General features: G+C 44.1%; 18 protein-coding genes. 13 read left to right on the top strand and 5 right to left on the bottom strand.

Translation table 11 applies throughout. The features are described 5' to 3' along the window. Positions 1–704: 704 nt before the first annotated feature. Together NAF17_RS09465 and NAF17_RS09470 are read right to left on the bottom strand one after the other, a co-directional pair. Entirely contained in the window at positions 705–1,334 is a 630-nt protein-coding gene (locus tag NAF17_RS09465) for an RDD family protein (RefSeq protein WP_252757763.1), read from the bottom strand. Positions 1,335–1,382: 48 nt separating this feature from the next. After that, entirely contained in the window at positions 1,383–2,009 is a 627-nt protein-coding gene (locus tag NAF17_RS09470; RefSeq protein WP_252757764.1) for a DUF4159 domain-containing protein, read from the bottom strand. Positions 2,010–2,272: 263 nt separating this feature from the next. On the opposite strand from NAF17_RS09470, the gene NAF17_RS09475 reads away from it, so the two are divergent. From NAF17_RS09475 to NAF17_RS09520, 11 genes are all read left to right on the top strand, one after another. Continuing rightward, positions 2,273–3,268 (top strand): AAA family ATPase, encoded by a 996-nt coding sequence (locus NAF17_RS09475; RefSeq protein WP_252757765.1) that lies wholly within the window; start codon positions 2,273–2,275, stop codon positions 3,266–3,268. An 84-nt stretch (positions 3,269–3,352) separates the two neighbouring features. After that, positions 3,353–4,234, top strand: a complete 882-nt coding sequence (locus NAF17_RS09480; RefSeq protein WP_252757766.1) for a DUF58 domain-containing protein — start codon at positions 3,353–3,355, stop codon at positions 4,232–4,234. A gap of 67 nt (positions 4,235–4,301) precedes the next feature. Beyond that, the gene (locus NAF17_RS09485; RefSeq protein WP_252757767.1) at positions 4,302–5,753 is read left to right on the top strand and encodes a BatA domain-containing protein; all 1,452 of its coding nucleotides are present in this window, start codon (positions 4,302–4,304) and stop codon (positions 5,751–5,753) included. Then, positions 5,746–7,872 carry a DUF4175 family protein gene (locus NAF17_RS09490; RefSeq protein WP_252757768.1) on the top strand — a complete coding sequence of 709 codons (2,127 nt, stop codon included), beginning with the start codon at positions 5,746–5,748 and terminating at the stop codon, positions 7,870–7,872. Before NAF17_RS09485 ends, NAF17_RS09490 begins: the two co-directional genes overlap by 8 nt. Beyond that, the gene (locus NAF17_RS09495) at positions 7,872–9,614 is read left to right on the top strand and encodes a hypothetical protein (protein WP_252757769.1); all 1,743 of its coding nucleotides are present in this window, start codon (positions 7,872–7,874) and stop codon (positions 9,612–9,614) included. The genes NAF17_RS09490 and NAF17_RS09495 overlap by 1 nt, the downstream gene beginning before the upstream one ends. Positions 9,615–9,661: 47 nt before the next feature. Then, on the top strand, positions 9,662–11,299 hold the full coding sequence (locus NAF17_RS09500) for a TldD/PmbA family protein (RefSeq protein WP_252757770.1): 1,638 nt from the start codon (positions 9,662–9,664) through the stop codon (positions 11,297–11,299). Positions 11,300–11,302: 3 nt separating this feature from the next. Continuing rightward, a complete protein-coding gene (locus NAF17_RS09505) occupies positions 11,303–12,634 on the top strand; it encodes a TldD/PmbA family protein (RefSeq protein ID WP_252757771.1) in 1,332 nt (443 codons plus the stop codon). A gap of 99 nt (positions 12,635–12,733) precedes the next feature. Further along, positions 12,734–12,853: a DUF2683 family protein gene (locus NAF17_RS18295; protein ID WP_370340965.1), complete on the top strand. Its 120-nt coding sequence runs from the start codon at positions 12,734–12,736 to the stop codon at positions 12,851–12,853. A gap of 299 nt (positions 12,854–13,152) precedes the next feature. Next, positions 13,153–13,359, top strand: coding sequence for a hypothetical protein (locus NAF17_RS09510; protein ID WP_252757772.1), 207 nt, complete (start codon positions 13,153–13,155; stop codon positions 13,357–13,359). Next, entirely contained in the window at positions 13,352–13,633 is a 282-nt protein-coding gene (locus NAF17_RS09515) for a hypothetical protein (protein ID WP_252757773.1), read from the top strand. The genes NAF17_RS09510 and NAF17_RS09515 overlap by 8 nt, the downstream gene beginning before the upstream one ends. Then, on the top strand, positions 13,630–14,493 hold the full coding sequence (locus NAF17_RS09520; RefSeq protein ID WP_252757774.1) for an NAD(P)-dependent oxidoreductase: 864 nt from the start codon (positions 13,630–13,632) through the stop codon (positions 14,491–14,493). Before NAF17_RS09515 ends, NAF17_RS09520 begins: the two co-directional genes overlap by 4 nt. Here NAF17_RS09520 and NAF17_RS09525 read toward each other — a convergent pair whose 3' ends face one another. Beyond that, the gene (locus tag NAF17_RS09525; protein ID WP_252757775.1) at positions 14,494–15,315 is read right to left on the bottom strand and encodes a hypothetical protein; all 822 of its coding nucleotides are present in this window, start codon (positions 15,313–15,315) and stop codon (positions 14,494–14,496) included. 333 nt (positions 15,316–15,648) lie between these two features. Here NAF17_RS09525 and ispG point away from each other — a divergent pair, with 333 nt between their 5' ends. Next, a complete protein-coding gene (ispG, locus tag NAF17_RS09530) occupies positions 15,649–17,742 on the top strand; it encodes a (E)-4-hydroxy-3-methylbut-2-enyl-diphosphate synthase (protein WP_252757776.1) in 2,094 nt (697 codons plus the stop codon). A gap of 169 nt (positions 17,743–17,911) precedes the next feature. After that, positions 17,912–19,840: a molecular chaperone DnaK gene (gene dnaK / locus NAF17_RS09535; protein WP_370341156.1), complete on the top strand. Its 1,929-nt coding sequence runs from the start codon at positions 17,912–17,914 to the stop codon at positions 19,838–19,840. A gap of 197 nt (positions 19,841–20,037) precedes the next feature. Here the strand turns inward: dnaK and NAF17_RS09540 are convergent, their stop codons facing one another. Both NAF17_RS09540 and NAF17_RS09545 read right to left on the bottom strand, forming a co-directional pair. Further along, the gene (locus NAF17_RS09540; RefSeq protein ID WP_252757778.1) at positions 20,038–20,397 is read right to left on the bottom strand and encodes a response regulator transcription factor; all 360 of its coding nucleotides are present in this window, start codon (positions 20,395–20,397) and stop codon (positions 20,038–20,040) included. A gap of 286 nt (positions 20,398–20,683) precedes the next feature. Beyond that, on the bottom strand, positions 20,684–21,004 hold the full coding sequence (locus NAF17_RS09545; RefSeq protein WP_252757779.1) for a YMGG-like glycine zipper-containing protein: 321 nt from the start codon (positions 21,002–21,004) through the stop codon (positions 20,684–20,686). Between the last annotated feature and the right edge of the window lie 66 nt (positions 21,005–21,070).

Consider the following 21,070-nt stretch of genomic DNA (forward strand, 5'->3'; position numbering starts at 1 on the left):
GCGAGCGCCAGCAAGGGGGGTGGCTGAAGATTGTCTGAACCTTGATTTATAGGATTATCCGGATTACAGGACTTTTAAAAATCGGAAACATCGGGCAAATCATCTTAATCGAAGTTCAAAACCAATTGAGCCTGACGAACCGAACGATGACCTAAAACCTGCGGCATAGTGTAACACACGGGTGGCACCTCAACTGATAAAGCACTAACTTTAATAGGGTGTTACCAAGCCGCGACTTTTCTTTGGTTACTTTCTTTTGAGAGAAAAGAAAGTGACAACCACTGACGATTCATAAAGCACCAACCCATATCTAACGAAGAACTAATTAACGCCTTATCATATCTTACAAGATTTCTCTTCGTGCCTTTTTCGAAATGATAAGTTGGAGAGTAGTTGCAGCTTGTCCGAACCTTAATCAGGTGCAGAAAGAGGGAGTCCTATACTGCACCGTTTTGTTCATCAAATGGCTTATTCCCCGGCGAAACCAAGGCGAAAAAAAGTCATTTATGAGCGTAAAAACAAGTGTAATTTTTAAATACAAAGTGGTGGCGCAGTTATGTCAGTACTTAAATTGTTAATTAGTTGGTTATCAGAATGTTCATGATGTTAGCCGTGTGTTAACAAGCGTGAACGTGAACATTTTGAGGTGGGCAGCGTACCAAAGGGTCTCCGCTAACCAGCGGAGGAGATTTAAAAAGGGGGCTCTACCTATTCCGTACCAGCACGTAGGTTTTAGCGATCTTATCGTGCCAGGCTTGTTTGCGGTCGTCCCACAGTATGCTCAGGTAACCTAAAAGCAGGGCCATTTGGGATAATATTTTGCTGAAGTTACGGATGAGGGCTTTACCGTATTTGAGCTTGCGGCCATCTTCATCAACTACCACCAGTCCGCAGAAACGTTTGCCCAGGCTGCCCTGTATGGGCGATGCTTCCAACGCGGCATTATACAAAGCGAAAACCACAAAATTAAGCAGGCTTATTTGCAGGAAAAAGGGCAGGTCGTCGGTCGTCATCTTATTCTCGGCTATTTTTTTGTAAAGCGGGGCGGTAAGATCTGATGTGAAAAGCGACATGATATTGGTGATGATAAACGAATCGATAAAGTAAGCCAGCAGCCTCCACCAAAAACCGGCAAGATTATCTTCGGTAGGGAAGATGATGCCGGTGGCCTCAAAGTAATTAAAAAACTCGGGCAGATCGGCCGCGCGTTGCCAGTCGTCGGCCCCCGGGGATAGCACCATGGTATCTAAATCGATACCCATTTCCGTCAATTCTTCTAAAGTATAAGGGCCCTTTTCTTCATTGCCCTGCGATATGTGGTAACCGTCTGTCATGCGTGTTTTAAAACTTGGCGAAAGGTAAGCAAAATTGGCGTTACCCGTTCAGGAATTCATGGCGTAAACAATAATATTCACCCCAAATTTGGTGTTATCTTCTGCCAGGAAGCGTTTGTTGCGGTAATCGTAATCCCACTCGCAGCCGTAATCTTTACTACTGTACAGTACACCTATGCGGCCATTTATTTCAATGGCTTTCAGGTAGTCGTGCACCAGGTCGTCGCCCCAGCCGTTCAGCTCAAAGGAGGTGGTAGGCGGGCCTTTCTCAAACTTAAAGAACGAACTGTAGAGCTTATGGTTATTGGGGATCTTTTTCATGGCCGCCGGTCCAAACAAAGCCACCATCTGCGCCTCGAACGATTTGGCGAACAGGCCGTCGATATCGTGGTTGCAATCGTCTACAAACACAAAACCCCCGTTTTGCACGTACTTTTTAAAGTTGGCTTTCTCTTTGGCATCAAACTGAACCAGCTTATGCCCGCTGAGATAGCAAAAGGGGTAGGCAAAAATGTCATCGCTGCTTAGCGGGATCACCTTCTCGTGCTCGTCGATAGCGATGGTGGTGTACTCCAGCAGGGAATTAAGCAGGTTGGAAGGCATGCGCTGATCGGTATCCCAATCGCCGCTGTGGTAGCTTAACCTTGTAAAAGTGAATTTTTGCCCGTATGCCATCTATATTAAACCCCGGTTTTATCGTGACTAAAATTAAAACAAAAATACTGCCCGCTTAAATTAATAAACCGATGATGTTGTAAAGTTTTAGATACTTTAATGAGATTTTGACAAAAAAGCATGGTATTTAGTTAAAAGCATAATATCTTGTAGCCTCATTAGCCTCACCCCGGTCCTCTCCAAAGTAGATGGAGTTTGTAAGTGGGTTTATAAAGCCCCCTCTCCTTTAGAGAGGGTTGGGGTGAGGCCGAAATACAAATACATTGGAACTTACCGAGAAAAATATACAAACCCTGCTACAAAAACTGCCTCAGTTAAAAACCGAGATCCAGAAGGTTATTGTGGGGCAGGATGCCATTTTGGATGAATTGCTGGTGGCATTTTTAGCAGGCGGGCATTGCCTGTTAGAGGGTGTACCCGGCCTGGCAAAGACGCTGATCGTTAAAACTATGTCGCGGGCTTTGCATTTGGCGTTTAGGCGCATCCAGTTTACGCCAGATCTGATGCCGACGGATATCATCGGCACCGAGATTTTGGAGGAAGACCACGCAACGGGCAAACGCTTTTTTAAGTTTAATAAAGGCCCGCTATTCGCCAATATTATCCTGGCCGATGAGATCAACCGGACACCGCCTAAAACACAGGCGGCATTGTTGGAGGCCATGCAGGAATTTGAGGTAACCTATGGCGGGCAAACCTACCCGCTGGATAAGCCTTTCTTTATCCTGGCTACCCAAAACCCAATAGAGCAGGCAGGAACGTATCCTTTGCCCGAGGCACAACTCGACAGGTTTTTACTGCTGATAAAAATCGGTTACCCAACCCCCGAAGAAGAATTTACGATACTAAACCGCACCACCGGCACCAAAAAAGCCGATGTGCAGGCCGTAATAACCGCCGAAGAAATTATACAGGCGCAAGCCCTGGTAAGGCAGGTAACCATCAACGAGGACCTAACCCGCTACGTTAGCGAACTGATCCGTGCCACCCGCCCCGATACTACCACCGTTGCTTATATAAAAGAGTGGGTACGCTGGGGTGCAGGCCCGCGCGCAGGGCAGGCGTTGATATTAACTGCCAAAGCAAGGGCTTTGCTAAAAGGGAGATATTCGGTACTAATGGAGGATATCCACGCCATGGCCCCGGCCGTGTTAAGGCACCGCATACTCATGAACTTTAAAGCCGAGGCAGAAGGCATCAACTCCGACAGGGTAACCGAGGAGTTGATAAAAGTGGTTGAACGTAAAGGCGCGCTGTAGCCTCACCCTGCCCTCTCCGCAGGAGAGGGTTCTAATAAATTAATGCGTGCTAATCTCTAATTAACCGATCTTTGATCACTAACCATGCTTAACCCTAAAGTATTAATGACCATTAAGGATTTGCCATTATTGGCGAAGACAGTTATTGATGGCTTTATGTACGGGTTTAACAAAAGCAAGGTAAAGGGCCCCGGACTGGAGTTTAGCCAGTACCGCAGCTACCAACCGGGCGACGACCTGCGTTGGCTGGACTGGCGGATGTTTGCCCGAAGCGACAGGTACTACATCCGCGAGTCGGAGGTGGAAACGAGTATCTCCGTAAGGTTTTTGGTGGATGCCAGCGCATCTATGAACCATGATGATGACGGGATTAAAAAGATAGCATATGCCAAAGCATTAACGGCTTCATTAGCCTACCTCGCCAACCTACAGGGCGATTCGGTAGCTTTGAATATATTTAAGGGTGGCGAACTTTTCTCCTTGCCATCTAAGCCCGATCCGCAGCATTTGCAACGCTTGTTTTATAATTTGCAACAAGTTGACCCGGCAGGTGCGTTTACTAAGCCGGTGCATTATCAAGAGCTTTTTGCAGGCAACGGCCGCAAGGAACTATTGGTTTTTGTGACCGATATGTACCAGGCGAATGGAGAGATAAACGCGCTGCTTAATTCCTTATCTGCATTACGGCACGAGATCATCGTGTTCCACCTGATGGGGCAAAACGAACTTGATTTTGATTTTAAAGATTTTTCTACGCTTGAAGATCTGGAAACAGGCCAAATTATCCAGGTAAACACCCAGCGCGCAAAGCATACTTATAAAGAGCGGTTGAAGGAACATTTAGCGGCTATAAAAAGCAACCTCGCGGCCAAACGCATCGTATATCAAATGGTGAGCACGCAGCAGCCTTTAGACGAGGCCTTGCGGGTATTTTTGGTACAGCGTAAAAAGGGGGCAAAGCAATGAAGGGTGTATTAATTTATACTCCTTATTTTAAAGCCCGCCCCTTTGGGGAGGATTTAGGAGGGGCTTTATGCAATTTTTAAACCCCATATGGTTTTTTGCACTGGCCGCGCTCAGTATTCCTGTTATTATTCACTTGTGGAATGTAAGGCCTGGAAAAACACGTAAGGTTGGTAGCATTTCGCTTATTACGGAGGCCTCTAAAAGCAGCAGCCACAGTTTAAAGCTGCTGGATATTTTACTGCTGATACTGCGTTGTTTATTGCTGGCCTTATTGGCGATGCTACTGGCTTCGCCGGTTTGGCAAAAGGTGGCATTAACTCAAAAGGTTAAAGGCTGGTTGCTCGTCCCGAAGGAGAATTTTAAAGAAATCTATCAAAAATTTAAACCCGTGGTCGATTCGCTAAATAAGGCCGGTTACGAGTTCCATTATTTTAACAGGGGATTTGCAAAGAACGATTTGAAAAAGCTATTAACCGATACCACCATAAAAGATACCGCTGCCAAAGCCAACTATTGGAGCATCATTAGGGCTTTGGACAGTAAGGTTTCGTCGGCTATGCCGTTGTATGTTTTTACGCCGAATGGTATGAACTATTATAAAGGCAGCAAACCACAAGTAAATTTGAACCTGCGTTGGCAAACCTACACTGCTGCCGATTCGGTGAGCAAATGGATCGCATCGGCATCGCTAACAAATAGCGGTTCCATAAAAGTAACAGTTGGCAACAGCAACCCTGCAGGGACAAGTTACAGCAATCAAATATTGCAGAATGATGGCAGCGGCGACATGAGTGTTAGCACTCAAAACGGACAGCCATCAGTCAGTTTAAAAGGTGCCAATAGTATTGCTGTTGATACCAGCGCCACGCGTATAGCAATCTATACCGATAAGTATGCGGTTGATGCCGGTTACTTGAAAGCGGCGCTATTTGCAGCAGTTAACTTTAGCGGAAGGAAAGCTGTTGTTAAACAATATAGTAGCTCGTTACAAATACCCGGCGAACAAACCTGGTTGTTTTGGTTATCAGAGAAACCTGTAAGCAGTTCTGCAAAAAACAGTAATCATATTTTTAAGTATGAGGCAGGTAAGGTCATTGATGTACATACCTGGATAGAGCCGGGGCAAATCGCGTTAGCAAAATCCATCAATCCAAAAAAGAATGAAGAAGCAATTTGGAAGGATGGTTTCGGCAAGCCGGTATTAGGTTTAGCTGGCAATACTTATCATTTCTACAGCCATTTTAACCCCCTTTGGAATGAATTGGTTTGGAGCGACGCATTCCCAAAAATGATCTTGAAGCTGATAGAAAAGGACGTCGTTCAGCCCGCACAATACGATAAACGGGTACTTAGCAACACGCAAATCCAACCCAATAAAGTAACCGAAAATAAAACGATCTCATCAGCTAAATCAACAGAACGTATAGCCTTGTCGCACTATTTTTGGCTGTTATTAATCGCAATGTTTATTGCCGAGCGCATCCTTGCACATAAAACTAAAACCATAAGTAATGGCTAAGCAGGGGGGGATATATAAAATACAAGGCCTGCGCCAACGATGGATAATTTACCAGGTGCTGGAGGATATGCTATACTCGCTTTACGCAGCCTTATATCTGGGTGCGCTTGTGTATTATTTATGGTCGACAAATTTGGTGTATGGGCTCATCACCTTCCCAATTGTCTTTGCCATTTTATTGTCTATTAATCGCCCATGGCAAATGACGGACGAGAAGATAGCCGCCTTTTTAAACAAAGAATATCCTGAGTTACAGGAAAGCAGCCAATTGTTGTTATTACCTGTGGATGAATTGAACCCGTTACAGGTTATTGCCTCATCAAAAACGGCGTCTGTTTTAACAGATCTGAAAATATCACATAAGCCATTCGCCAAACGATTGATAACCGCATTCTTCTTTTTGATTATCGCTACAGGTTTGATATGGGGATTAGGCAAGATCTTCCATATCGAGCGGGTATTTTTTGGGCCAAATCGGCCCGTTGCAGTATGCGCACCCGGCACAATGGATATGGCCGAAAAGGTTTTGCCGCAAATAAGCAGTGTGGAAATTACGGTAACGCCACCCGCTTATACAGGCAATGCCAAACGCGTGCAGGATAAGTTTAACCTTTCGGCAGAAGAAGGGGGAGCCGTTAGCTGGATTATTAAAACCAACATCGCTGTCAAGAAAATTACCATACAGTTTATTAAGAATGGTGAAATTGCATTACAAAGCAATAAAAAACATACTGAATGGCATGCTTCTACACAAATTAATAAGCCGGGTTTTTATCAGGTGAGTATCGATGGTAAATTATCTGACTATTATTATATACAAATGGTTAAGGACGTTGCGCCGGTTATTCATATTAAATCGCCAAAACAGTATACTTATATAGATGCCGGCGAGGCTCAAAAGGTTACCATAAACGCCACCCTGAATGATGATTATGGCATTGCAGCATCTACCATTATAGCAACCGTTGCCAAAGGCCGGGGTGAGGGTGTGAAATTTAAAGAATATATGCTGAGTTTTGCGGAAGTTTTTGATGCGCATAAACCGAAATACGATCTGCAAAAACTAATCAACCTACCAACCCTGGATATGCAGCCCGGCGACGAACTTTATTTTTACGTGCAGGCACAGGATACGCACAAGCAGCTTAGTCGCACCGATGTATATATCGTAAGTATACAGGATACTGCAGAATTGCTGAGCATGAACGGTGTGCTCTCCGGTGTAAATGTTAAACCCGAATTTTTTAGGAGCGAGCGGCAAATAATTATTGATGCCGGGCAATTGCTGAAAGATAAGGACAGCATCAGCGTAGAGAAATTTAATGCACGAAGTAATGATCTGGGCATCGACCAGAAACTGTTAAGACTGCGTTACGGCAAGTTTTTAGGCGAAGAAGGTGAAGATGCCATTGGTGCGCCAAACAATGACCCCGCCAACCCGGCAGATTTTAGTAACGCCGCAAAGATCCTGAAAGAATACACCGACGACCACGATAATGCCGAAGATGCAGGCTTTTTTGAGCCGAATATAAAAGCCCAGCTAAAAGCCACCCTCACCGAGATGTGGAAGGCCGAATTACAGCTGCGCCTTTACAAACCACAGGCCGCCCTGCCTTTCGCTTACAAAGCGTTGCGATTACTGAAAGATCTGCAACAAAAGTCACGTTCATACGTAGCCAAAACGGCTTACAACCCCGCGCCGCTAAAGCCCGGGAAACGATTGAGTGGCGAACTGGACAAAATCATCCAACCCATAAACAAACAGGAAATAAAAGCCCCGGCAGATCAGTTGGAGGTGCTTAAAAATGCGGTGAATGTATTGGAAGGTTTAAAGAGCAACCCGGCGCTTAAGCAGGCTGATAACAGGACGCTCCGGATAGCTAACCAGGAACTAAGTGTGAGGGCATCGGCACAACCCGGCGTTTATTTGTCGGCTTTGAATGCCATGCGCAGGATATTATTGGTACCAAAGGCTAACCTTGCAGATGTAAATACGGTAGAACGTGCCCTGCAAAAAGCGCTAAGGGCACTTAAAGCAATGCCATCATCTCAGGGAACTTCCGCGGATATGGGCCTCTCCAAACAGTATTATAAGAACTTACAACAAGCCAACCGTTAATGCAAGCCAACTGGACATATCTCGTTATCGCGCTCTGCATTGTGCTGGCTTTGGGCTTTGTATGGCAGGAGTACAGGCGTGCCAATAAACGATATGTATGGCTGCGGATGCTGGCGGTGCTTATCGCGATAGCATCATTGGCATGTATTACTTTGCCAATTGCTTACCATGACTCGGTAACAAAATCTGACGAACATAAATCCATTTTGCTCACCGATGGTTTTGATGTGGATAGTATCAAATCTACAGATACCAATTTGGTTACGACAGAGGCTGCAATTAAGAAAGCCTACCCCAAAGCCAAACTCATTAATGGTTTAGATGAGCTGAACAAAACGGATAAGCTGCACATTTATGGTTACGGATTACGTGCAGATGAGTTAGCACAACTGAATAGTCTGCCATTTGTATTTCATCACGCCAAAGCACCATCCGGTATTAACAATGTAAATTGGAACGGCCACCTAAAAGCGGGTGAAGCCCTACAAGTGCAGGGCACCTACAACAATCCATCGGCACAAAAAGTAAAATTGATTTTAAGCGGGTTGAACACGGGTTTAGATTCGGTAATGCTGCCGCCGAATGCACAAACGGAGTTTGACCTAAGCACCATCCCAAAAACCACAGGTAAGGTGGTGTTTAATTTACGTGCGGATACCGCTTTGCAGGGAAGCATCCCCGTTCAAATATCGCCTGTTAAACCGCTAAAAGTTTTAATGCTTTCGGCTTCGCCGGATTTTGAGAGCAAATTTTTAAAGAACTGGCTTACTGAGAATGGCTATTCCGTTGTACTGCGATCTGTTATTAGTAAAGGCAAATTCAACATCGAATACATTAACATAGCACAATTCAGTTTGGATAAACTATCCACCCAAACGTTGAATAAATTTGATTTAGTAATAGGAGACCTATCAGTTTTAAATGGATTGACCCCGGCAGGAAGCGGAGCGCTTAAACAGGCTGTTGCCGATAACGGCCTTGGGATAATTGTACGTGCAGATAGCATGACTAAAAGATCATGGCTGCAAACACAGTTCCTGGTAAACAGGCCGGAGGGTAAAGAACCAGAACCCGCTTTGCTCATCATCAATGGTAAAAAAAGCGCAGGCAAATTGGTTTACGGACCGGCGCATATTGTTTATCAAAACGGCACCCAGCCCTTGATTAAAACCGCACAAGAAAAAGTTTTGGCAAGCAGTGCCATATTCGGCTCAGGAAAGGTTGTGTTTACCACATTAAATAATACTTTCAGTTGGATGCTAAGTGGAAATAAGCAGGATTATATGATGTTGTGGTCGATATTGATTAATAAGGCTGCGCGTAAAGATGATACGAATGAAAGCCAAATTGAATTTATATCTCCACCTTACAAAGGCGAACCGTCACAACTAAAGGTAGCACAAGGTAAAGCAGCCCCCATCACTATCAACAACAAAATCATCGCATCAATACAAAACCCAAATGTACCTTTTGAATACAGCGCGCAATACTGGCCAAAGGCTGCAGGTTGGCAAATTTTGCAGGGTAAAAACGGGTATGCATTTGCTAATAACGATTGGAGACCAGTACAGGCGGCCAACAAATTATCGGCGACTGAAAAGTATGCTAAGTCGCACGAAATAAGTGGTATTGTAACAAAACAGATACAGCAAAAAGTGCGAATTGATGTGCCGAAAATATATTTTTATATCCTGCTGCTTGCAGCATGTACTTTCCTTTGGGTAGCAACAAAATTTTCATAAAATAACCGTCTTCCCCGGTTGGGAATTAATTTTTTGGAGGACAAGCTTTGAGAAGAAGAGACTTTATTTTTTTAACCGGCGTTGGCGCGGGGGCTATGATGCTGCCGTCGTTAGATGGCTTTGGTAAAAACATTGATGTGCAGCAGGCGCTTGAGGGCGTTGATGTACGCATCAAAAAAGGACTGGCCGATGTTGGGCTTAACACTGCTAAAAGCGCAGGTGCAAGCTATGCCGATGTACGTATAGGCCGTTACCTAAACCAGTTTGTAATAACCCGCGAAAACCGCGTAACCAACGTTGCCAACACCGAATCGTATGGTATTGGCATCCGTGTTATTGCCAATGGTTGCTGGGGCTTTGCCGCAACAAACGAGGTAACCCAAGAGGGAATAGCTAAAGCTGCTAAACGTGCCGTTGCCGTTGCCAAGGCTAATGCCAAATTGGGCAGTGCGCCGGTACAACTGGCCCCGCAAAAAGGTTATGGCGAAGTAAGCTGGAAAACACCTATCGAAAAAAATGCCTTTGAAGTACCTATTAAAGAAAAGGTAGACCTGCTGCTTGGCGCGAATGCCATAGCGATGGGTGGCGGTGCCAACTTTGTAAACTCCACCATATTTGCGGTAAACGAGCAAAAATACTTTGCATCAACCGATGGTTCATACATCGATCAGGATATCCACAGATTATTCCCGTCGTTTAACGTTACCAAGATAGATAGCGCTACCAACTCTTTCCAAACCCGTCGCTCGTTAAGTTCGCCGGTAGGGATGGGCTACGAATACCTGGTGCCGATGACTTCCGAAACGATTGCCGGCATTACGCCACGCTACAAAAAGCGTTACGATATGATGGAGGATATGAAGTTCGCCACCAAACAAGCCGCTGAAAAGATCACCGCCAAAACGGTAGAGCCGGGTAAGTATGACCTGGTGCTTGATCCAAGCCACCTTTGGTTAACTATCCACGAATCGGTAGGCCACCCAACCGAACTTGACCGTGTATTGGGCTACGAAGCCAACTTTGCCGGTACCAGTTTCCTTACCCTGGATAAATGGAAATCGGGCAAGTTTAATTTTGGCAGTAAAAATGTAAACGTAACTGGCGATAAAACCGAAGTTGGTTCGCTTGGCGCTGTTGGTTACGATGACGAAGGCGTTGGTACTAAGAAATGGGATATCATTAAAGACGGTACGCTGGTAAACTACCAGGCCATCCGCGACCAGGCGCATATCATCGGTCTTAAAGAATCGCAAGGATGCTGCTATGCCCAAAGCTGGCAGGATGTACAGTTCCAGCGTATGCCGAATGTATCGTTACAGCCGGGCAAAACGCCGTTGGCGGTTGATGATATGATCAAGAATGTAGAGAAAGGTATCTATATTATTGGCGATGGGTCGTTCTCAATTGATCAGCAACGTTATAACTTCCAGTTTGGCGGGCAGCTGTTCTACGAGATAAAACAAGGTAAAATAGTAGGTATGCTTAATGATGTGGCTTACCAGGCCAATACCCAGGAGTTCTGGAACTCGTGCAACGCGGTTTGTGATGAGCGCGATTACCGCCTTGGTGGTTCGTTTAATGATGGTAAGGGACAACCGAGCCAGAGCAGCGCGGTATCGCACGGGTCGTCAACAGCAAGGTTTAACGGTGTTAATGTAATTAACACAAAAAGAAAGATCGGATAACATATGCCTATATATACAAAAGAACAAGCACATGCTTTATTAAAGAAAGTGCTTAGCTATTCAAAAGCTGACGAGTGCGAAGTAGGCCTTAGCGGCAGCGAAGGCGGTAACGTACGTTATGCATTAAACGCGGTTTCAACCGCCGGCGATATCAGCACGGTTGGGCTTAGCGTAACCTCCGTTTACGGGAAAAAAGCAGGATCTGCTACTATCGACCAGTTCGAAGACGCATCTTTAGAGCGCGTTGTTCGCCGGTCGGAGGAGTTGGCGCAACTGGCACCCGAAAATTCGGAATACATGCCGATGCTTGGCCAAAGCGAGTTTAAAGAAGCCATCACTTATAACGCCAATACCGCCGCCATGACGCCCGAAAGCCGTGCCGAAATGGTTGGCAAAAGCTTACAGGTTACCAAAGAAGCCAAACTATTTGCGGCTGGCTTCCTTGAAAATTCAAGCGGATTTAATTCGGTGATGAACTCAAAAGGCTTGTTTGCTTACAATAAAAGCAGCGATGTTAACTTTTCGGTTACTACCCGTAACGAGGGAGGCACCATATCGGGTTACGCGGCGCGTGGTTTTACCGATGTTGCTAAATTAGACACCGCTTCTGCAACCCGTGTGGCTTGTATGAAGGCCAATGCATCTGTTGGTGCAAGGGCTATTGAGCCCGGAAAATACACCGTGATATTAGAGCCCGTGGCGGCAACTTATATGCTGGAAAATATGTTCCGTTTCGACGCGCGCAGCGCGGAGGAAGGCCGTAGCTTCCTGAGCAAAAAAGGCGGCGGCACTCGTTTGGGCGAGCAACTGGTAGATCCTAAGGTAACTATCTATTCAGATCCTTTTAACGCCGATTTGCCCGGCTCAACCTGGGGTGATGACGGATTACCGCGAGAAAAAACAACCTGGATAGATAAAGGTGTTGTGAAAAATTTATCGTACTCGCGCTTTTGGGCGCAAAAGAAAGGCGTGCAACCTATCCCCGGTCCAAGTAATATCATTATGGAGGGCGGCACCCAAAGTTTGGAAGAACTGATAAAAGGCACCGAAAAAGGCATCCTGGTATCCAGATTATGGTACATCCGTATGGTTGATCCGCAATCGTTACTGTTAACCGGCCTTACCCGCGATGGTACATTTTACATCGAGAACGGCAAGATCATGTTCCCGGTAAAAAACTTCAGGTTTAATGAGAGCCCGGTAATTATGCTGAACAACCTCGAAGCCCTTGGTAAGCAGGAACGCAGCATCAGCGTGGAAAGCTACCGCAGTTATTTGATCCCGCCAATGAAGATCAGGGACTTTACCTTTAGTTCACTTTCTGACGCGGTGTAGTTTAGTTGGCAGTTTGTAATAACTTTATATTGCGATGGGTTTTATACCCATCGCTTTTTTTGCAAAATAAAACGTGCTGAAAAATGCTTAAATTTGAATATGGAAACATTAATTGTACATCCTGAAATTCAAGAACAATTTGATGCATTAAAGGCTCTAATAAAGGCTTTTAAAATTTCTTTCGAGGTAAAAAAGACCTTGATGACGAGGAGAAAATAAATGTTGGAAAAGGTTATAAAGTCGATACAAATAATTTGTTAAAGTGATTTATATTAAACACCATTGCCAAAATGCAATGGCGTTTTTGTTTCTTTGCAGCCCCAAAACATTTATCATGCAAAACTTCCCGGTCAGTAATTCTACATTATCTACAAAGTACGTTGATTTTTTTTGCAGGACAAATATGGGTTTAGCGTAATTGCTAATTGCAAAAGGGTGGTGTACACGCCAAAGGTTATATTGTAGGATCCATTTGAATATATCAAGGAGTTTCTGCCTGTCGACAGCGAGGAAATGCAATGGATGCTATCAACCCAAAATTTTTATTGGACGAATTGGGAAAAGCAGATAAATCACAACTAAGAATAGGTGCTACCCACATGGATATTTGGTTCGATAATTTCAACATCACCAAAGAGGGGCAGATCAACTTATTCGATTTTGATTTCTGCGGGGAATGGCTGGCTGTGTTACGATATTGCTTACTACATTTTACAATTGAATAGTACAGAGAAGGTAGAAGCCGAGCGCACGGAAAAACTGAATAACTTTTTAACCGGCTATGAAAGTGTTATTACAATAACTGATGAAGAAAAGCGCTTGCTGCCTTTGTTAGGAGTAAGCATGTATTTCTTTTATCTGGGCATTCAGGCGCAGCGGTTTGATAATTGGTTAAATGTGTTTTTTAACAAAACTTATTTGAAACGATTTATTAATCTGCTTGTAAAAAAATACTTCGACGAAAACGTTGTTACTACAAAAACTGTTAATCCATCATGACAAATACAATAAAAATTGGCTGGATAGGCCTTGGCCTAATGGGCAACCCTATGTCGCTGCAATTGGTTAAGGCTGGGTACCCGGTAACGGTTTACAACCGTAATAAAGCCAAAGAGGCTGAATTGAAGGAGCAGGGCGCAAGCACTGCGTCAACCCCCAAAGAACTTTTGCAACATACGGATATGGTGATTATTATGGTGACCGACGATAAGGCTATCCGCGAAATATTTACAGGCGAAGATGGTTTGTTAAAGGCTGATGTTAACGGTAAAGTCATCATCAATATGAGCACCGTATCTCCCGCTATCAGTAAAGAAATGGCTGAATTGTGTAAAGCGCAGGGTTTGGATTATTTAGATGCACCGGTATCCGGCAGTATTAAACAAGCTGAAACCGCGCAATTGGTTATCATGGTTGGCGGGGATGCTGAAGTATTTGAAAAGGTAAAATCAGTTTTAGAAACCATTGGTAAATTAGCGGTTAACGTTGGTGAAGTTGGCGCGGGTAATGCGGCCAAACTTGCTATCAATACTTTATTGAGCTTTTATACCCAGGGCTTAGCCGAGGCGGTTATCCTTGCAAAAAACAACGGGATAGAACCCGAAGTTTTATTGAACCTGATAGGGAATGCCGCCATTGCCAATCCATACACAAAAATAAAAGGCGACGCTATTGTAAACGATAATTTTAAAGCGGCATTCAGCCTTAAAAATATTGTGAAAGATTTGAAACTATCGCGGGATATTGGATTAACCACCCCATTAGGTGAAGCGGCATTAAAAACATTTGAAGCGGCCAGCAAAAACTTTGGCGACGAAGATCTTATCTCCATATATAAATATCTGGATAGCGCTAAGTAACTATTCCCGCTTCTTTTTTAAGCTGTAGGCAGGTTTGTTAGACTGAATCTTATCGGCATTATCATAAAGGCTTAATGTGCGTTTATTAATGATGAATGAATATGCCTTTTGATCTTTAGCGTTCAAGTTAAAAATGATCTCGTCGTGGCTGTGTCGTGGGTCGGCAATATGGTCGTTTTGTACGAAGTAGGTCGTAAGCCCCGGTAAACCGGTTACTTTTCCGTTGTCGTTAAATTTGGCAATTATTTTTTTGCCTGCAGTGTTCGTGCCTTCGTAATTGCCGGATAGGATGGCCTGGTTGATCATCAGGTTCATGCCTTCGGCTAAGCCACCTGCAGGTTTGCTTTGCATCGCTTTGATATATTGAGCGGTATTAGTTTCTTTGGTTTGGTTGTTATAACTGTAGATAATTAGCGTGGTATCACCATTTTTTACCTTATAGCTTAACTCATCGTCGCCAAGTTCGATAGTAGTAGTATTTTTACCTGCCTGAAATCTTAATCTTGTGTTAATGCCTTCATGATTGTTTATTACAACGGGTACTATAATGCTATCACCCTTTAGCTGAGCCGTATCAATATACATTACTGTGATGCCCGTACCTTTTTCAACAGCCTCCAGCGGCGATTTGCTTTTCTTTACTTTTTTAACGTAATCCTTTTTTACCCATACACCGTTTATCAACGGTTTAAACTGGTGCAATAGGTCCTGCGATTGGTCCAACCGGCCAGCCACGGTTGTGTCCTGATCGGTATCACCTGTTTTGCTTTTGCACGATAGGAAAATACTGAGTATAAGCGGGAGATAAAAGATCCTTTTCATGTAGACGTGTTAATAAACCCAAGATAAGGAATTATAGGCCTATTGTTGTCTAAATGACACAATAAGATTCTTATTAATTATTAAAAATATTTGTCTTTAATCTTTTCGGCAGGTATATAGCTTATTTCGTTATTGATTTCTTCATCAAGCATTTTATCAATCATAGCTTTATAATTATCAGTTAAACATGATGCTAAATGGGTTTGATTTTCAATGTATTTTTTTTATCCATGAATTAAATTTTTAAAAATAACTTTACAACCTGCCAACATAAACAAATTTCAACCTTCAAACTTCTTTCGTATTTTTGCGTCTCATTAATTCTATCCCTGCATGAATGCTGATGCTGTGAAAATGCTGCAAGGCCGTTATTGTAACTCATTAACAAATTATTCCCGTTTTGTAACCCGCGAGGTTGCTATTGGCGATGTGCCAATGGGCGGCAATAATCCTATCCGCATACAAAGCATGACCACTACCGATACCATGGACACCATGGGTACGGTTGAGCAAACCATCCGCATGGTTGATGCCGGCTGCGAGTACGTGCGGATCACCGCGCCCAGCATTAAGGAAGCAAATAACCTTGCCGAGATAAAAAAACAACTGCGCCTGCGCGGTTACCATGTGCCGCTGGTCGCCGATATCCACTTTACCCCAAACGCTGCCGAGGTAGCCGCACGTATTGTTGAAAAAGTACGCGTGAACCCCGGCAACTATGCCGATAAAAAGAAATTTGATACTTTAGATTATACCGACCTTGAATATAAAGGCGAACTGGAACGCATCTTTCAAAAGTTTACGCCATTAGTAAATATTTGTAAAGAATATGGTACCGCCATGCGGATTGGTACCAACCACGGTTCGCTGAGCGACCGTATCATGAGCCGCTACGGCGATACTCCGCAGGGGATGGTGGAGAGCGCTATGGAGTTCATCCGCATGTGCGAAACATTGGGTTACTATAGCCTGGTGGTAAGTATGAAAAGCAGTAACCCGCAGGTAATGGTACAAGCCTACCGCTTGTTGGTACAAACCATGGTGGCCGAAGGCATGAATTACCCGCTGCACCTTGGCGTTACAGAAGCCGGCGACGGCGAGGACGGACGTATAAAATCTGCCGTAGGTATCGGTACCTTATTGGAAGACGGCCTTGGTGATACTGTCCGAGTATCCCTAACCGAGGAACCGGAGGCCGAAGCGCCGGTAGCAATTGCTCTGGTGAAGAGATATAGTGAGCGAAGCCTCACCCCAAACCCCTCACCGGGGGAAATGGACTTAAAAAAAGTCTCTCCGCTAAACAGGGGAGGAGATCCGATAGTTATCGGGTTAGAGGGGCCTCATTCACCCTACGAATACAAAAAACGAGAAACTTACGAAGCCAACGCTTTTATAGGCGGGCATATGGTACCAAGGGTAGTGGTAGATCTATCTGCCGCTAAACTGAAAGACCCAGCGGTGATGAATGATGCAGGTTACCTGTATTCGGCACTGCTTGATAAATATAACATGGCCGAGCAATCGGTAGATTTTGTTTACCTGGGCGATAGCCTGCCGTCGTTTACCCTGCCGGGCAACTTAAAGCAATTATACAATTATACAACCTGGCAAAAGCTTTCTAACAAAACGCTTTGCCACCCCGTTTTTACCTTAGATGAATATGTAAGTGAAAACACCGACCGTACATCCGCTCTGAACCTCGTCTGCATTAAAAATGCCGATTTGGATGCAGAGGCTTTCGGGTTGATCCCGCTTGATAAATCGCTGATTTTTGTATTGGAAACAAACGAGGACCACGGCATGGCCGACCAGCGCGCTTTTTTCCTGAAGCTACAGGATTTGGAGCTGGATGTGCCGGTGATCATCAAACGTAGTTACGGCAGCCCCACCCAACCCTCCCCGGAAGGTAGGGCTTTAGAAAAAAAAGAAGTCGCCCCTGCCGGGAGAGATTTAGAGGGGATTGCTACCATGCTGTTACAACTCTACGCTGGTACCGATCTGGGGGCTTTATTAGTTGATGGTTATGGCGACGGCATCTGGATTGATGCGCCGCAGGTGCCAATAAATATTATCACCTCTACCGCTTTTGGGATATTGCAGGCAACGCGCTCGCGCATCTCCAAAACAGAATATATCTCCTGCCCAAGCTGCGGCCGTACACTGTTTGACCTGATGGTGACCACCCAGATGATCCGCAGCAGGACAAGTCACTTGAAAGGATTGAAAATTGGTATTATGGGCTGTATCGTAAACGGCCCCGGCGAAATGGCCGATGCTGATTATGGTTACGTAGGCTCGGGTACGGATAAGGTAACCCTATATCGTGGTCAGCAAGCTGTAAAGAAGAATATCAGTTCTGCCAATGCGCTCGATGAACTCATCGTCATCATCAAAGGCGATGGTAATTGGATTGAGCCTGCAGAGTAGATTATTACCTTCGCCTTTACCCCTTGCTTTGGCCTCAAATTCCTGCCAACCTGTCACCGAAAAGTAAGTTAGACTGACGGTTTGTAAGTTAACTGACACGGCTGCTTTATTTTTTCTGCCAAATACATATTGGCACAGGCATTGATAAATAGGTGTAGAAGCATTTATTATCAAGAAAAAAAATCATAATATGTCTAAAATAATTGGAATTGACTTAGGAACAACAAACTCCTGCGTATCAGTAATGGAAGGTAACGAACCTGTAGTTATTGCTAACAGCGAGGGAAAACGTACTACGCCTTCTGTTGTAGCTTTTGTTAACGACGGTGAGCGTAAAGTGGGCGACCCGGCAAAGCGCCAGGCCATTACAAACCCAACAAAAACTATTTATTCTATCAAGCGCTTTATGGGTAACAACTTCAACGAAGTTACCACCGAAGTTGGCCGTGTACCTTACAAAGTAGTTAAAGGCGACAACAACACCCCGCGTGTTGAAATTGGCGACCGTAAATATACACCTCAGGAGATCTCTGCTATCATTCTTCAAAAAATGAAGAAAACTGCCGAAGATTTCTTAGGGCATGAAGTTACCGAAGCGGTTATTACCGTTCCTGCATACTTTAACGATGCACAACGCCAGGCAACTAAAGAAGCCGGTGAAATTGCAGGTTTAAAAGTTCGCCGTATCATTAACGAGCCCACTGCTGCTGCCCTTGCCTACGGTTTGGACAAAGCACACAAGGACATGAAGATAGCGGTATTTGACTGTGGTGGTGGTACGCATGACGTATCTGTACTGGAGTTAGGTGATGGCGTGTTCGAAGTAAAATCTACCGATGGTGATACTCACTTAGGTGGTGACGATTTTGACCAGGTTATTATCGACTGGATGGCTGACGAATTTAAAAGCGACGAAGGTGTTGACTTGCGTAAAGACCCAATGGCTTTGCAACGTTTAAAAGAATCTGCAGAGAAAGCTAAAATAGAATTATCAAGCTCTACTCAAACAGAGATCAACCTGCCATACATTACTGCTGGTGCCGAAGGCCCTAAGCACTTGGTTAAAACTTTAAGCCGTGCTAAATTTGAGCAATTGGCTGATAGCCTGATCAAACGTACTATTGAGCCTTGCCGTACTGCTTTGAAAAACGCAGGTTACAGCACTTCAGATATTGACGAAGTTATCCTGGTAGGTGGCTCAACTCGTATCCCGGCTATACAGGATGCAGTACAAAAATTCTTTGGTAAAGCGCCGTCAAAAGGTGTTAACCCTGATGAAGTTGTTGCCATTGGTGCAGCTATACAGGGTGGTGTTTTAACCGGCGAGGTTAAAGATGTATTGTTGTTAGATGTTACCCCGTTATCATTAGGTATCGAAACTATGGGTGGTGTAATGACAAAATTGATCGAGTCGAACACTACCATCCCAACTAAAAAATCGGAAACATTCTCTACAGCGTCTGATAGCCAGCCATCTGTTGAGATCCACATATTACAGGGCGAGCGCCCAATGGCAGCGGGTAACCGTACTATAGGCCGTTTCCACTTGGATGGTATACCTCCTGCACCTCGTGGTGTGCCTCAGGTTGAAGTAACATTCGACATTGATGCAAACGGTATACTACATGTATCTGCAAAAGATAAAGCAACCGGTAAAGAGCAAAAGATCCGTATCGAAGCATCATCTGGTTTAACCGATGCCGAGATCAAAAGGATGAAAGACGAAGCTGAAGCTAACGCTGAATCAGATCAAAAAGCAAAAGAAGAAGTTGAAAAACTGAACTCTGCTGATGCCCTGATCTTTTCTACCGAGAAACAATTGAAAGAGTATGGTGATAAGATCCCTGCCGATAAAAAAGGCGCTATCGAAGCCGGCTTAGAAAAATTGAAAACAGCTTACTCCGCTAAAGACCTTGCTGCTATTGAGCCTGCACAGGAAGAGTTAAATGCTGCATGGACTGCTGCATCTGAAGATATGTACAAAGCATCTGCCGAAGGCGGACAACAGCCGGGTGCTGACGCAGGTCAGCCTGCGGGTGGCAAACCGGAAGGTAATGCTGACAACGTAACAGATGTTGACTTCGAAGAAGTAAAATAATCAGCCCGATATACAAATGAAAAGGCCTCGAATTTCGGGGCCTTTTTTGTTGGTGTAGATTGTCAGTCTGAGCTTGTCGAAGACTTATCCGCCCTGTATAGTTTACTAATGGTTCGACAAGCTAATCATGAACATAATTGAAATATGAAGGCCATCAGTTAGTTAGCAGATGGCTTTTCTATATAAAGTCTTTTATCTTAAGATATTAAATTATTCACCTTATCAACCAACTCAGTTAAATCGAATGGTTTGTTAATGATTGCGTCGCAACCATAGGCGTAAAGGTCGGCCTCGTGGTTAATATATGCCGAGAATATAATAACAGGTACATTCCCAAATTTTGGATGTGCTTTAATACTACGGCAAAGTTCGCCGCCGTTTTGGCCCGCTACGCGATAATCAAGAATAACCAGGTCGGGTTTAAATTCTTCAACGAAGGGCATTACATTTTCGCTCGCCCCGGTGCTTTTTACATCGAAGTTTTCGTACGTAAGCGTTTCATGAACAATGTCCAGAATATCCTGATTGTCGTCCAATACTAAAATGCGCTTCACCATAACCAATGAGTAACTAAATTAAAAAGTAAGTAAAGATATTAAAGTAAAATGAAAAAATTATGAAAGCAGTATCTTGGTACGGAAACGTAGCTTAATAATATCTGGTAATTAATCAGCTATCAAATAAATGTAAGATATTTATTTATATTAAAAAAAAATATTATAGCTAGAGTTTTAAAAATAAATTATTTTATAAAATAAGATAATGAGTTGCTTGCCATGTGAATGTAGGAAAAATACAGGCACAAAAAAGCCCCCGTTGATAAAACGGGGGCTTTGAATATGATTAATAAGGATATGCCTTACCTGGATGTTTGCGTTTCCATGCGCTGCGGCGTTCCAGCCATGCGGCGTGTTTTCTTTTTTCTTCTCGTTTACGGGCTTCGTTACCAATAATGTAACCACCACCTGCACCAATAGCACCACCAATTACGGCGCCACCAACGCTTTTACCTATAAGGGCACCTGCAACAGCACCACCGGCACCACCAATAATGGCGCCTTTACCTTGTTTACTTATTCCTTTACTCTCTTGCGCCTGGGCACTAAAATTAACAGTTGTAGTTAATGATAGTAACAAGCCTCCATATATGATCAATCTTTTCATGGTATGTATCTTTATAAATATGAAAAACTTTAACAAATAGCAAGCCAGTAAAGCTTACATATTAAT

This window comes from Mucilaginibacter aurantiaciroseus, from assembly GCF_024055595.1.
Taxonomy (GTDB): domain Bacteria; phylum Bacteroidota; class Bacteroidia; order Sphingobacteriales; family Sphingobacteriaceae; genus Mucilaginibacter; species Mucilaginibacter aurantiaciroseus.

What these genes read in the sequence shown, in the direction of transcription:
- NAF17_RS09465 (WP_252757763.1), bottom strand. Translation starts at nt 1,334, where the DNA reads ATGACAGACGGTTACCACATATCGCAGGGCAATGAAGAAAAGGGCCCT.
- NAF17_RS09470 (WP_252757764.1), bottom strand. Translation starts at nt 2,009, where the DNA reads ATGGCATACGGGCAAAAATTCACTTTTACAAGGTTAAGCTACCACAGC.
- NAF17_RS09480 (WP_252757766.1), top strand. Translation starts at nt 3,353, where the DNA reads ATGCTTAACCCTAAAGTATTAATGACCATTAAGGATTTGCCATTATTG.
- NAF17_RS09485 (WP_252757767.1), top strand. Translation starts at nt 4,302, where the DNA reads ATGCAATTTTTAAACCCCATATGGTTTTTTGCACTGGCCGCGCTCAGT.
- NAF17_RS09490 (WP_252757768.1), top strand. Translation starts at nt 5,746, where the DNA reads ATGGCTAAGCAGGGGGGGATATATAAAATACAAGGCCTGCGCCAACGA.
- NAF17_RS09495 (WP_252757769.1), top strand. Translation starts at nt 7,872, where the DNA reads ATGCAAGCCAACTGGACATATCTCGTTATCGCGCTCTGCATTGTGCTG.
- NAF17_RS09505 (WP_252757771.1), top strand. Translation starts at nt 11,303, where the DNA reads ATGCCTATATATACAAAAGAACAAGCACATGCTTTATTAAAGAAAGTG.
- NAF17_RS18295 (WP_370340965.1), top strand. Translation starts at nt 12,734, where the DNA reads ATGGAAACATTAATTGTACATCCTGAAATTCAAGAACAATTTGATGCA.
- NAF17_RS09510 (WP_252757772.1), top strand. Translation starts at nt 13,153, where the DNA reads ATGGATGCTATCAACCCAAAATTTTTATTGGACGAATTGGGAAAAGCA.
- NAF17_RS09520 (WP_252757774.1), top strand. Translation starts at nt 13,630, where the DNA reads ATGACAAATACAATAAAAATTGGCTGGATAGGCCTTGGCCTAATGGGC.
- NAF17_RS09525 (WP_252757775.1), bottom strand. Translation starts at nt 15,315, where the DNA reads ATGAAAAGGATCTTTTATCTCCCGCTTATACTCAGTATTTTCCTATCG.
- ispG (WP_252757776.1), top strand. Translation starts at nt 15,649, where the DNA reads ATGAATGCTGATGCTGTGAAAATGCTGCAAGGCCGTTATTGTAACTCA.
- NAF17_RS09540 (WP_252757778.1), bottom strand. Translation starts at nt 20,397, where the DNA reads ATGGTGAAGCGCATTTTAGTATTGGACGACAATCAGGATATTCTGGAC.
- NAF17_RS09545 (WP_252757779.1), bottom strand. Translation starts at nt 21,004, where the DNA reads ATGAAAAGATTGATCATATATGGAGGCTTGTTACTATCATTAACTACA.